Annotated in this window: 18 protein-coding genes; 8 read left to right on the top strand and 10 right to left on the bottom strand. The window is 40.4% G+C overall.

Annotation, left to right across the window (positions count from 1 at the left end):
* Positions 1-153 precede the first annotated feature (153 nt).
* The 7 genes from ACED28_RS12375 to ACED28_RS12345 form a co-directional block, all read right to left on the bottom strand.
* Positions 154-726, bottom strand: coding sequence for a hypothetical protein (locus ACED28_RS12375; protein WP_048663579.1), 573 nt, complete (start codon positions 724-726; stop codon positions 154-156).
* Positions 726-1,145, bottom strand: a complete 420-nt coding sequence (locus ACED28_RS12370) for a hypothetical protein (protein WP_371709966.1) — start codon at positions 1,143-1,145, stop codon at positions 726-728. The genes ACED28_RS12375 and ACED28_RS12370 overlap by 1 nt, the downstream gene beginning before the upstream one ends.
* A complete protein-coding gene (locus ACED28_RS12365) occupies positions 1,132-2,001 on the bottom strand; it encodes a helix-turn-helix domain-containing protein (RefSeq protein ID WP_048663581.1) in 870 nt (289 codons plus the stop codon). Before ACED28_RS12365 ends, ACED28_RS12370 begins: the two co-directional genes overlap by 14 nt.
* Positions 1,998-2,618: an HNH endonuclease signature motif containing protein gene (locus ACED28_RS12360; RefSeq protein ID WP_371709965.1), complete on the bottom strand. Its 621-nt coding sequence runs from the start codon at positions 2,616-2,618 to the stop codon at positions 1,998-2,000. Before ACED28_RS12360 ends, ACED28_RS12365 begins: the two co-directional genes overlap by 4 nt.
* Positions 2,611-2,850: a hypothetical protein gene (locus tag ACED28_RS12355; RefSeq protein WP_048663583.1), complete on the bottom strand. Its 240-nt coding sequence runs from the start codon at positions 2,848-2,850 to the stop codon at positions 2,611-2,613. The genes ACED28_RS12360 and ACED28_RS12355 overlap by 8 nt, the downstream gene beginning before the upstream one ends.
* 184 nt (positions 2,851-3,034) lie before the next feature.
* Entirely contained in the window at positions 3,035-3,583 is a 549-nt protein-coding gene (locus ACED28_RS12350) for a toxin YdaT family protein (RefSeq protein WP_017100358.1), read from the bottom strand.
* 71 nt (positions 3,584-3,654) lie between these two features.
* Complete coding sequence (locus tag ACED28_RS12345) at positions 3,655-3,849, bottom strand: hypothetical protein (protein ID WP_017100357.1); 195 nt, start codon at positions 3,847-3,849, stop codon at positions 3,655-3,657.
* 124 nt (positions 3,850-3,973) lie between these two features.
* Between ACED28_RS12345 and ACED28_RS12340 the strand changes: the two genes are divergently transcribed.
* The 8 genes from ACED28_RS12340 to ACED28_RS12305 all read left to right on the top strand — a co-directional run bounded on the left by ACED28_RS12340 (position 3,974) and on the right by ACED28_RS12305 (position 8,860).
* Positions 3,974-4,636 carry a LexA family transcriptional regulator gene (locus ACED28_RS12340; protein ID WP_017100356.1) on the top strand — a complete coding sequence of 221 codons (663 nt, stop codon included), beginning with the start codon at positions 3,974-3,976 and terminating at the stop codon, positions 4,634-4,636.
* A gap of 169 nt (positions 4,637-4,805) precedes the next feature.
* Positions 4,806-5,069, top strand: coding sequence for a hypothetical protein (locus ACED28_RS12335; protein ID WP_017100355.1), 264 nt, complete (start codon positions 4,806-4,808; stop codon positions 5,067-5,069).
* Positions 5,070-5,247: 178 nt separating this feature from the next.
* Positions 5,248-5,502 (top strand): hypothetical protein, encoded by a 255-nt coding sequence (locus ACED28_RS12330; RefSeq protein WP_048663584.1) that lies wholly within the window; start codon positions 5,248-5,250, stop codon positions 5,500-5,502.
* A complete protein-coding gene (locus tag ACED28_RS12325) occupies positions 5,499-5,879 on the top strand; it encodes a hypothetical protein (RefSeq protein WP_048617916.1) in 381 nt (126 codons plus the stop codon). Before ACED28_RS12330 ends, ACED28_RS12325 begins: the two co-directional genes overlap by 4 nt.
* A gap of 79 nt (positions 5,880-5,958) precedes the next feature.
* Positions 5,959-6,159 carry an AlpA family transcriptional regulator gene (locus tag ACED28_RS12320; protein ID WP_017100352.1) on the top strand — a complete coding sequence of 67 codons (201 nt, stop codon included), beginning with the start codon at positions 5,959-5,961 and terminating at the stop codon, positions 6,157-6,159.
* A 374-nt stretch (positions 6,160-6,533) separates the two neighbouring features.
* Positions 6,534-6,806 carry a 2Fe-2S iron-sulfur cluster-binding protein gene (locus tag ACED28_RS12315; protein ID WP_017100351.1) on the top strand — a complete coding sequence of 91 codons (273 nt, stop codon included), beginning with the start codon at positions 6,534-6,536 and terminating at the stop codon, positions 6,804-6,806.
* Positions 6,807-7,742: a fatty acid desaturase family protein gene (locus ACED28_RS12310; RefSeq protein ID WP_048617918.1), complete on the top strand. Its 936-nt coding sequence runs from the start codon at positions 6,807-6,809 to the stop codon at positions 7,740-7,742.
* A 206-nt stretch (positions 7,743-7,948) separates the two neighbouring features.
* A complete protein-coding gene (locus tag ACED28_RS12305) occupies positions 7,949-8,860 on the top strand; it encodes a DMT family transporter (RefSeq protein WP_048663585.1) in 912 nt (303 codons plus the stop codon).
* A gap of 320 nt (positions 8,861-9,180) precedes the next feature.
* Here ACED28_RS12305 and ACED28_RS12300 read toward each other — a convergent pair whose 3' ends face one another.
* The 3 genes from ACED28_RS12300 to ACED28_RS12290 form a co-directional block, all read right to left on the bottom strand.
* Positions 9,181-9,513, bottom strand: coding sequence for a hypothetical protein (locus ACED28_RS12300; protein WP_017099841.1), 333 nt, complete (start codon positions 9,511-9,513; stop codon positions 9,181-9,183).
* A gap of 205 nt (positions 9,514-9,718) precedes the next feature.
* A complete protein-coding gene (locus tag ACED28_RS12295) occupies positions 9,719-10,921 on the bottom strand; it encodes a site-specific integrase (protein ID WP_017099840.1) in 1,203 nt (400 codons plus the stop codon).
* A gap of 569 nt (positions 10,922-11,490) precedes the next feature.
* A complete protein-coding gene (locus tag ACED28_RS12290; protein WP_371709964.1) occupies positions 11,491-12,234 on the bottom strand; it encodes a sporulation protein in 744 nt (247 codons plus the stop codon).
* Between the last annotated feature and the right edge of the window lie 110 nt (positions 12,235-12,344).

Raw genomic sequence — 12,344 nt, 5'->3', positions numbered from 1 at the left:
GTAAATGTGATTTAACTTAAAAATTGATACACCTCAATGAACTCAATAAATTTCTTATGATTTCTATTGCAAATACATTTCACATGCCATATGCACCTAATGTCGTCCTTTGGTAACAGTAAAGGAACGTGAATTATTAAGCCTAGAAGTATTCTACTTCAACTCTTCCTCACACCTACCCTGCAACGCCAAAACGGCTGCACTGCGCTTATCTACCAGGCCTTTAACCAATGTTTCTAGAATCGACTCGTACTTCTTAAATCGTGAGAAGGTAACGGGTAAAGTTTGGCAGAAGTAAGCGAAGCGAGTTTCTTGCGTCCAGCCTATCCGGCCACCATCGCAGCATGGGCAAGTTCTTCTTACTCGATTCTTCGCGATATACTTACCGCTACCATTACACTCAGGGCAGACTTGGCCAAACTGCTGGGTCGCTTCTGCAATCGCTGTCCTGACTAACGCTTCCAATGCTTTATCGGAATATGGACCGCGCCATGTATCCATCAGCGTCTTGGCTTCCTGCAAGGTGATTTGGTAAAGCTTTTTGAGTGCAGGTCTATCTTGCAAATATTCAACGAATAACACCAAGAAACCTACTGGTGCTTCCTTCCAGGCTAGACCAACAATTGCCAGCTGCTCATCCAGAGAAAGCCCCCCCTTACCGCCAGAACAGAGGTCGTAGTTAATCCCTTTTACATTGAACTTTGCCAATAGCTTTTCAATTTGCATTACGCCCTCGCTCCCAGAGCTGCGACCCTTGCAAATACCGAGTTCTTTCGAAACTTCTTAGGATTGGGGCGCTCAATCTCACTGAGTGGTGTGACCTTAGATTTATCGGTCAAACGCATCGCATTTCTTGAGGGGAGCGAGCCATCCTTGGCTTTATCTGCGTACTTCTTCAACGTTTTTCGGAACTTCACTCTAGCCTCACGTTCGCTTAGCAGGCCTCTACAAACAAAACCCACCTCTTGCGATGTCCAGTACTCGATATCCCCCTTGGGTTCACAACGCAGCATTCGAGTAAATGCCTCGTCAATATCAACCAACTCTTCACGTCCCATAGACACAAACTCTGGCAAGCTTGGTGGCCATCCCCCCCCTTCCAGCAAAGCCTGATTGACTGCACGACGAATCTCACTGACCGACATCGTTGTAATCGCTTGAGTCCAAGTCGATGGTAGTGCCTGATGCGGCCATTTCGTCCCGTATGCCTCCACAAACTTCACTTGAATCCAATCTTCCAGGTTCAAAAGAATCACTTTGTCGCCCAATCGATGTGGCAGTGTGTCCGTATCGTTCGAGCAACTCTGCGTTGTATTGCTCGACTCGATTTTTTGGTGCAGCCTGGCTTGTTCGAGTCTTTTCATGGTCGTCGTTCCATCGTTCTTGATTCAAGTAAGTCGTTAGGTGCAGCTTATCGAAACCAAACTGTCGATTGGCCACACGAGTTTCTACATCTCGACAGAGCATCTCGGTGAACACTTCCGGAGGTTCACTTTGCGCTGTCACGATACTTTTGAATTTTGCTAACGAGTTCTTCTTCGATTTCTTGGTTGGGTATGCGGCCCAAAGCCGAGCAAAACAAGATTCAAGTTCACTCGAATTTTTTTGTTTATTTTTTACTGGTTCTAATTGACTGGTTCTATGACTGATTCCGGGTGACATAGGATCACTAGGGGGGTGATCCTCTGACACTACCCCTAGTGATCGTGTGTCACTAGGGGGTGACAATTTGTCACCCCCTAAATTTAACTGGTATACATTACTCGAATTGCCCTTTTCTCCCTTTCGGGTGCGAACTAAAACAAACCCCATTTCTTCTAACGTTTTGATATGACGCATTACTGTTCGGCGGTCGACCTCGCACATATCTGCAATGTACTCATAAGATGGCCAGCACACCCCACTGTCGTTGGCGTTGTCAGCTAGCTTAAGTAACACGAGTTTACGAGTCGCATTGCCAACTTTTAACTGCATGGCTTGAGCGGTAAGAAGCATACTCATCTGACTTTCCTCCCTGCGTTGAATGCGGCAACTTCGAGCTCTGCGATGGCATGCCCCGTTGCTTTAAGCTCTATTGGCAGGTCCTGAACTCGATTCCGATTCATACGTAGATTGACAGCCAATGAAACGCAAATGAGGTTGTCGATAGCACAGTTCAGCTTGTCGCCATCTTTAAAACGAATCACATGGTTATCTGGTATCTCACCATGTTCACGTTCCCAGACAGCTTGATGCTTTGCCCTATAACGCGTTTTGGCTTTGGTGTATGGATCACGCTCTGCTACTTTGACGAGAATAAACCCATCTTTAGAGCAAATACGCTCATGTCCTAATGGCTTACTATTTATTGGTTTTTGGCCTGGCTTAAAACTTCCGGCGTTTGCCTTAATCAGGCCCTTGGTACCGCTATTCCACGGCTTGTTCCCTTTTTCTATCTTCCCGTCGCGGCCAGTAAACCAACCTTTGCGTTTACAGAAACTGTTAATTGCAGCAAGCGTCAAATTTGTTCCAAAGCGATGATTAAAGGCCTCCGTCAATTTACGCCGTACCATGGTGCTATTTTCTTTCAAGAATGCGCACTGCGCTTCTGTGTAACGATGTGATTGACCTTTAGACATGTTTATTACCCTCAATCATTTCGGGTAATTCAATTCGACCCGCGTACTCTGTACGAAACTTCTGAGCATCCAGAGCAAGACGAGCGTTATCGATGATTTGCTTTGACACTGTGGTCAGAGCCTTTGAACGATTAATTTCTTCATTCAATTTATCGTCGGTTATACCCTCATCAGACAGACGTTCCATTTGAGCAAAAAGGTGATTATTAAGATCAGCTAACTTGTTTTTCATAACTGCACCCTCGCCTTCATGGTTTGCAGGATTTGCTTCGCTTTATTGCGCGACACCACATAACGACAATTGCCGTTGTTTGCTATCCACAGCATTTGGCCGTGGTAATTTTGATAAGAAAGACTCATTGCACAAAGTTCTCTTGTTTTGTTAATTCGCGTGGTTATTAAATGCATTCAGGTGGTCAGCCTTTTTGCGCCATCAATGTTTCTAAGTATTTAAGTAACGGGTCGTGAGAGCCGGCGCTCTCTTGTAGCTCTCGGTAAGCATCACGAAGTTGGTCAGACGTGGCATGTTCACCAAGTAAGAGTATCGAGCGGAGTGCTTCAGATGACTCTTTGCTAAAATCGGCGAGTAGTTGGTCACGGTTCGCCATGGTTTGACTGGAGCCAATAGCCGCAACTGAATACCCAAGCGGGTTTAAGAACTGATTCAGTGCAGCCGTTGCCCTAGCTTTAGGCATAGCTGCAATAATTGCAGGCAACAAATCCATCACGTTAGCTTTGGCCTCAGTGCTTGTTCTACTGACATAACGAAATAAATTTTGAGTGTTGTTTGGATTGTTGAAAGCCGACGGCACTTTGAGAAGATGTTCCCTTTGGCAGTCTTCCTCCTCGTAGATTTTCATCTTGTGATAGAAACGAGAAATGTATTCCGCAATTTGTTCTTTCGTCGCGTCACTTCGCCAAGCGACTACCGCGTTATGCATAACGCTTTTTAAACTGGGTTGCATGGTTCTTCCTTACTGGTTGTTTATCCAGAATATTGACCGTCAGCCTTGACCTAAAAAAATTTAATATGATGTTAGAAAATATCTGGCCTCAGTTGATGTTTATCGACCTCTCCATTAGTTATGTCATGTAAGTTTTTTGCTAATGCAGCCCCTGGGATTTTGTGTCCAGTAATCACCAAACGTAAGTACCCTGTACTTGTTTTTAGCTTCTTAGCCATAGATTTTCTTTGCGTATCAGATAGCTGACACCAATATTTTTTATACATATTAAGCACCTCTTAGATACATAATACACAAACAAAACGTACCTTCAAGGACATGTACCTTTTAGGGACAAAATCTTAAAGTAACAACATGTTCTAAGTAGTTAAAAATGCTCAGGTAGATGTAATGAAAACTGCAGAAGATATTAGAAGAGACAATGCACGATCTCTCGCTCAAAAAGTTGGTGGTACTACGGCATTTGCAGACAAAATTGACCGTTCTACAACTCAAGCCAGTCGATTTATGGGAAAAGGCGCCACACGCGCTATTGGGCCAAAAATTGCTCGACACATAGAGAAATCTTTCAACATGCCAGAAGGTTGGTTAGATACAGATCATACTGAAGAGGATCTAAAAGAAGCTTCGATGCTATTCACTTCGACACAAACTAGACGAGTACCTATTCTTAGTCATGTGCAAGCAGGTTCTTGGGGTAAAATCGACTCTAAAGATATTATTTACGAGGAGCTAGACTGGCAAACCACCTCAAGCAATATCAGTGAGGAAGCCTTTGCCATGCGTGTTACGGGCAACTCTATGACCAATCCACACGGTTCCCCGTCTATACCAGCAGGTTCCATTGTAGTAGTTGAACCATGCAACTGCCCTGATAATGGAAAGATTGTCGTAGCTACACTTAATGATGCTCCAGAGGCAACGATTAAAAAGCTAGAGATTGACGGTCCACATAAGTTTTTGGTCCCGCTGAACCCCAAATATGACCCTATCCCAATCAGTGGGAATTGCCGAATAGTAGGCTATGTAAAACAAGTCATTATGAACTTGTAGCAAAAGATCACTCAAGGAAAGCCGCTCACAATAGCGGCTTTTTTTGTACCTTAAATTCGTGAAATTCAAATAAAGCCCAAAAAATGTACTTTACAAGGTCAAATATAATTAGTACCTTGTAGGTACATTATAGCAAGTGGCAATGTACCTAAAGTAAAAAGGAAAACCTATGACGTATTTATCTCTTACAGACATCAACAAAACTCTAGAAGGCGCTAAAGCTATTCAACTTCATAAAGTGAGTTTTAAGCATTACCTAGCGAAGATACCAAAAAGCGATCCGTTTTATGACGAGCTAGAGCAGCTCATTAAGCTAAGCGATAAGTGTGAAAATTTAGAAGTAAGCGTAGGAAAAGAAGACGCCCAAACTATCCATCAGTTCAACGCTCTTTCTGACCAATTGAGCACTAAATTGAATGAAATGAGATTTTGAAAGGCTGAAAAAGAGAAAACCCCTATCGGTGACCAAACCAATAAGGGCTTACTTTGTGCAATGAGACTTAGATAACCAAACCTAAACCTCGCAATCAGTATATAACTGGCTGACCACCAATTTCAAGTACTTAGACTGATTGCCAGGTTTCACCCAGAAACCAAAGGAACTTTGTGTAATGACGACTCCCCTACTTCGAAACTCTCAGGAAGAGTTTATCCATAAAAAGATTCATCAAATCTTACTTGGTGAAGGCTACAAGCGTGACGAAGCAACTCGGGCTTGTAACTTCGCGATTAAAATCTACCGAACCACCGCTTCGTTCGGAGGCCGTGGCGGCAAATGTTTCGACTTTTGTTTAGCAAAAGCTCGCCAGTTGCTTGCCCCAGTAAAAAAGAAGGCCACCGCTCGAAAGCGAAAAGCTGCAAAATGACTAAGGAACGTAAACGCAAACAAGCAGCAGTTCGCGCCAAGCGCCTAAGGGATAAGCGTAAAACCAGTGGCAATAACGATATCAGAGTGACGTTATCACCCGATGAAATCGCAAAGCTTAATGAAATTTGCCAGTTCTTCGCTTACCCAAGGGAACCTTACACCCAAGTTGAAGCTTTGCAGTCGCTTATTCACCGTGTTCATGAAGAGATACCAAAGATTGAAAGCGACTTGGGCTGCTGCGGTAAATGTGGTGAACAGCTACCACAAGGCTGCGCCAAGTTGCGTAAAGGCGGACTATTTAAAGGTGATGCTATGTGTTGGCACACCATTAATAGAGTACGTCTTCTGCCACCAGCAAAAGGAGTTACCCAATGACCTGCTTCGCAGTTTATACAGCAATTTGTATCGTGTTTTATGTTTTCTATATGAAAAATTCAGTTAAAAAGGATGTTTAATGATGACTCAATCTAACAAGACAGATCTACCTCGTATGTTTATAAGCGATAAAGAAATTCGAGAAGTTCTTGGTATTAGCCAACCTACCCTTTGGAGATGGACTCAAGAACTTGGTTTTCCAAAAAGTTTGAAAGGCATGAGAGGAAAACGCCCGTACAAAGAATTCATGAAATGGGCCAAAGATAGAGGAATGGTTTGATTCTCTCTTCAGAGTCACAGAGGTTTTTGTGGCTCTGAACCGAAAAAATAAGAATATTTATAACACAATCTGAACTGGCGTTGGATAAATCCATAGTTTCTTATTCGCTTACGTAAACTTAAAAGGCATATAAGTTTCATTGAGATATAGCGTTATGCATTCAGTTATGATTATAAATAATGATTTATTTAGTTCATACACCCCTCTTTACAGGGTAACTTTAAAAGCTTAACAAAGAGAATCGTTGGTCAACGCCTGATAAATTACCAACGTCAATTTGATGAAAAATCATCTACTGTCAAAGCAATAAACAAGGGTCCTATCTGCCAGAAATTGAAAAGATTGGAGCTATTTATAAACAAGGCGGAAAACATATGACTGTTGAAATAACGATCAATCAACAGGTGAATATAATAGGAAAGAATGAACTGCTCGCTGAACACGCTCAAGCCCTTAAAGGGGGGGATTTTTCTTGCTTGAAAGGGAAGTGTGGAAGATGTCTAGTAGAAATAATTGATGGCGATCTAGGTAGGCTGAGCACTGCAGAGTTTGAGTTCTTGGAACTTCTAGGCCTAGAAAAAAACGGGAAGTACAGATTACTTTGTCAAGGTAGAGCTAAATCGAATATAAGTGTGAGGAAGTTTTAAATGTTCTCTGAGGAAATCAATAAGGAACTAAGTTATTTATCTAATTCAAACAATTATCGAGGCTTACTTGGTTTAAGTAAAGATTACCTTGAAATCTCGTCGGCGATATTAATTTCTCTATCCATGGAAAACTTAGTCATATATATACTAGCAATACTGTTTATTGGAACAAGACAAAGAGCCTTAGCAACAATTTTACATGATTCAGCTCATAGAGTTTTATGTAAGAATAAAAAATTAAATGACTTACTGGGTAAATATTTCTCTGGATATCTAATATTTCAATCTTTTTCTACGTATGTTAGAAGTCATGTTATTAATCACCATAACTTCCTTGGAGATAAAGAAAGGGACCCCGACTATGAGATGTATAGAAACTCTGGTATCTTTGATGCAAATAGCAAAAGAGAGTTAATAGTTAAGCATTTTTTTCTTCCGTTTTTTTTAAGTAAGTCCCCTCTATTTCTATCTTACCTATTAAAATATAGACTTGGTAAAATCAATGATAAAGAATCAAAGCGTATTCTTTTATATTGGGTGTTAATTATAAGCTTTTCATATTATTTTTCCTTTATTGATATCGTTATTTTTTATTGGATCATACCACTACTAACAACCTTCCCTTTAATTGGGTGGTTCATTGAATTATCAGAGCATTATCCAATAATTGGAAATAAAAATGAACTATATAAAACTAGGAATAGGTTTGGGGGGGATATAGAAAACTACCTAACTGGGATACATAATGAAAATTACCACTTAACACATCATTTAAGAGCTGATATTCCTTACTGGAATGTTAACAAAGCCCATGATGTGATGATGAAAAACCTTGAATATAAAATTTTAAATGATTCATTTGGGGGTATTTTTTCATCATCTAAAAAGGAGAATAAAACTTTCTTTAGATATATTATTGAAAATCATAAGATTTAAAAATTGTTCTGTGTTCTAACTTATGTTTCGCTAGAATTAAGGACTCACATAAATAATCTTTGAAAGCCATCGAAATGAGATTAATAGGATTTTATGGCGGGTTCAGTGGCTAAATGTGTCGGCCTCTTAAAAGTCGGGACGCCTTTGATCTCTCTATGTCTTTGGTAAGCTTTACAATAACCCCACTAACAAGGAAAGAAAATTTAATGGATAAGAAACATTGGTTCGGTGTCATGCTGGCACTATTAGCTGCATTTTTTAATGGGCTGGTTGGTATTTTAAGTGTCAATTTATTTCAATCGGGAATTCCACCCGAAGCAGTTGCGTTTTATAAATGCGTTGTCGCATTTTTTATTATTATCACCGTCCTAATCGCGACACGAAAATTTAACACATTGCTGGCTTATCTGAAAGAAAAATGGAAAGCACTCCTCATCTGCAGCTTCTTTGGTTTTTTCATGTTGTATTGCTTTGAAACTGCTGCGTATGAAACCCTGAATGTTGCTGTGGTTGTATTTCTGCTATTTGGCGTTTCAACTCTAGTAACTTTTGTTGCCAATGCAATATTTGAACATAGAAATCTGACACAGAAAGAATGGGTTTCAATTCTGTTTGCCGTTTTAGGCTTGTATCTGATTTTTATGGAGAACGAACACACTAAAGCATCTGTGGACATCGGCTTTATTTACGCGGTACTGGCTGGTGTTGGTTACGGTTGTTTTTTGGTCTTGAATAAAAAACTAAACATTGGTGGTGGTCTCATTCCTGTAGGCGGATTGTTGCTGTTTGGTTTGATATATCTGTTTATTCCATTTTCCATCTCTGGTCTTTCTGGTCTTGTGGGCATTGATGCTGGCGCGTGGCTCACATTAACGCTTTTGGCCTTACTCCCGACCATTGGTGGTTTTTGGTGCACCACCAAGTCTTTAACTCTTCTGAAAAGTCAGACCGTACAGTTGGTCGAGTTATCAGAGCCAATCTTCGCTTTAATTTTTGGCTTTATATTTCTTGGGCAACTGGTAACCTCGATGCAGATGCTCGGTGGGAGCTGCATTTTAACTGCGATTTTGATCCATGAAGTTAAATGGTCTTTTATGGCGACGGAGACTAGGGGATAATCTCTCCTTTAAGTAAATTTAAAAGCTAGGAGAAGAGGCTGGTTTTCGAATTTCACAGTAACTAATCATAGATTAATAGCTCCAAGAGCCGATGTGGCGATACAATCTGGCCTTGGGATAAAAATAAAAGGAGAGCTAAATGCTAGTTCTATGGATTGATTAGAGCTTTCGACCTAAAAATAAGTTTCTCATCTAACTGAACCAATCACACTCATGCAGACAAGCCTCTGGACAAATTTTAACTTTAGCTAATTTAATAGGGTCGAATGATAGCATAGTACCTTGTGCATAATTTCAATTGTCGGATGCAAGAGCCTCATTTATTCCAAAGCTCGTAGAGCCTCACCTAACAAGTCTTCAGGTGAAAGATTAGATTGGTTCTTCATTATACTTTCGATTCTACTTGAGGAATGGGATTCAAAAGTCTTCCCTCTACCGTCAAAGTCCTCTTGCCTCCTACCGTATGCAATGTAAATATTATTAAAAAGGAATACCCTCTCTTTTTCCGAGCAGTCAATTTTACCTAGTTTTTTTTGAAGGCCATCGAACATTGTATTGAGACTTTGGTCATTATTTGCCTTGATAAAGTGCTGATGAATTTCAGTAATGGTTCTGTTGGTTGAAAGTTCAAACTTATTTATTTCTTTTTTCATTTAAAATCACTCAAAGTCTTCTGACTCCTTTCTTATAATGAATTATCTAGAAGGGTGTGAGTACCACAAATTAAGCTGATGATGTTTCTATCTGCTCAACTCAATTTATGTTGATAGTTACATTCGCAACAATTAGTAATCAAGGTATTAATTCAAGTGTAGACTAATCGCTTGACTCTATGTCTATTATAATTGGTGATACAAACTATTTCCCTCGGCCGATTAAAACAGCACTCCAAGTTTTATAGGCATCTCTTTGCTCTTCTAAGTAGTCATAATCTAAATAATGACTCTGCACACCATTATGTACTTTATGGCCTAACATGGTTTCAGCAACATGAAATGGCACGCCTATAGCTTCCCACATGTTACGTGCGGTTCGACGCATATCGTGATTGGTTGTTCTAGGAAAACCTGCTGCCTCTATCGCATCAGCCAATTTACGACCAAACTCTACAGGCTGGTTGTCAGACATTGGCCTATCAGCTTCCACTTTTACGGGAGGAAACATAATTTCAAGATCAGGATAAATAGCAAATTGATTGCGAATCACTTCTTCTGCCAAGGGTGAAATTGCGCGTCGAATAGCCCCACCCTGCTTTTTGCGGATTTTATTGTTTTCTGCCGGAACTGTCCAGACAAGTTCTTCTAAATCAAAATCTTGTTTCTTCGCTAAACGTAGCTCATTACTTCGGTTGGCAAATATCATCATTAGACGTAAGAAATTTTTGTTACTTTCATGAATGTAGATATCGTCAACTGCTTTCCACAAGGCTTTAACGCCAGCTTCTGTCTGTTTACTCTTTTTTGTGTCTGTAGGTACACCGACATCCGCTTTCTTTACTTCCGAAAGCACATTGTATTTGAGCAAGCCATGACGAACAGAATAAGATAAAACTTGTTTGAAGCGCGACATTAAATTCGCTGAATGCTTTGCACTGACACGCTTTTTCGCTTTTTGAAAGACGGGCATGAAGTCAAAAAGCTCTAAGTGCTTTGCTTGTCGCTGACCTAAGTATGGGCTGATATCGCTTCTAAACATCTTCTCTAGCGCTTTCCACTGCTTGACGTTATCTTTAGCGTGGTTTTTAATCCAATAGTCAACAACATCGTCCACTGTACTTGGTAGAGCTTCATTTGAAGGGTTTATGCCTGTTCTTGGATCAATACCTAATAAAACTAACTCAGCTTTCTTTTCACGCTCACATATTGCCTCACGCATTTTCATTGCTGGGTATTCACCTAGCTTCATTTTAATGGATTTACCGAGATAAATAACTCGGTAAATCCAAGTCACTTTACCTTTCGGACTCACACGCACACCTAACCCATTCCTATGGGTGACTTCCGGTGGTCCTTGATAAGACTTACCTTGTTTTGATCTTAGCCAAGCATCCGTAATTGCCATTTATTTATACCAAGTATATCGAGAATATTTGGTACAAATTTGGTACAAAAAGAATATGAATTCAAATGTATTATAGTAATTTATGATGAAGCCTAACAAACCTCTTAAAGAACGAAATCAGGCTTAAGTTACTGTATTGAAAATGTTCTTTGGAAATATATGAATAAATAATGAAAGTAGCTATAAGGAAAGAATTTCGGGGGTTGAGGCACACCAAGCAACACATGAAAATGTTTAATATATGTTTTTCAACCAACAAGTATGTTGATCGGAGATATATGCATAATAAAGATACCCACATAGAAGCAAATACAGATGCCCCATTTGTGAGTAGCCGAACATTGTAACGAAATTATATGAAATGACAATGTTAGTCCCATAGCGCCACAAAAACTACATAACTTAAATGTCTCTTCTATACAGGGCCTTCTAACACCCTAAGCTAACGTTCAATGATTGATTCTTTGTCTTTATTTACAAACAAAAAAGCCGAACGGTTAAGCTCGGCTTTAGAAGTTGTATTGTCTTATCTCTATTAATCGACAGAGCGACTACTAACAGAGAGTTAACTACGTACTCATGATTCTTGATACAGCGTTGCGAATGTCTGAGTCGGCTGCGTTAGCTGGCAAGCTGAATGAGATATATTGGTCGCCACGGAAGCTCATTGAGCGGTCGATTTCTGCTAGGCAGTGAACCATTGAGCCTTCAACGATGAATGACAGCTCGATCTCTTTATTATTCATAAAGCCGCCGCTACGAAATTCAATCTCTTGGTAACAACCAGAGCGAGAAGCAAAGCTGTTGCCTTTCAAGAAGCCCTTCTCTACATCAGCTTTCACCATTGCCATTCCCGATGCTTCTACGCCTTGGATGATTTTAGCAACTGTTGGCAATGGGTGTACGGAGATGAAGTCGCGGTCTTTAGGATCAATCGCAAAGCCGATATCTAGGTTGGTTTCAACCCACACGTGACATTGATTCATTTGCGCGTTCAACGCGGTGACTGGCGTTTCATCATTTAACTTAAGACGGAATGGCACCAATTTGGTTTCACCCGGTTGGATCACGAAAGGCTCTACGGCTTGAATACGACCTAATGAAAAGGTTTCGTAGCTGGTGCTATCTTCCGTTTCGACTTTTACTTCTGTGTTGAGAACTAAGTTGATCAGGTCAATTTGTTGCTCAACGTCGCCGCCAACAATGTGTACATTGCCAGACAACTCTCCACCTTGGAAAACTTCAATATTATCTAAGACGGTATCAACCTTTGCTGCACCGATGCCCAACGAGGCCTTTAATTTCTTAAACATATTATTTCCCTTTCTAATTATCTGATTTGCGAATAGTTATTGCGTGACAATTTGCGACACTTACCTCACAGAATCAAGCAATTTGCCCCATCTATGTTGAATAAAGTCAC

Source organism: Vibrio sp. 1F253 (assembly GCF_041439295.1).
Taxonomy (GTDB): domain Bacteria; phylum Pseudomonadota; class Gammaproteobacteria; order Enterobacterales; family Vibrionaceae; genus Vibrio; species Vibrio tasmaniensis_A.
This window is presented reverse-complemented; position numbering and strand designations above follow the sequence as displayed.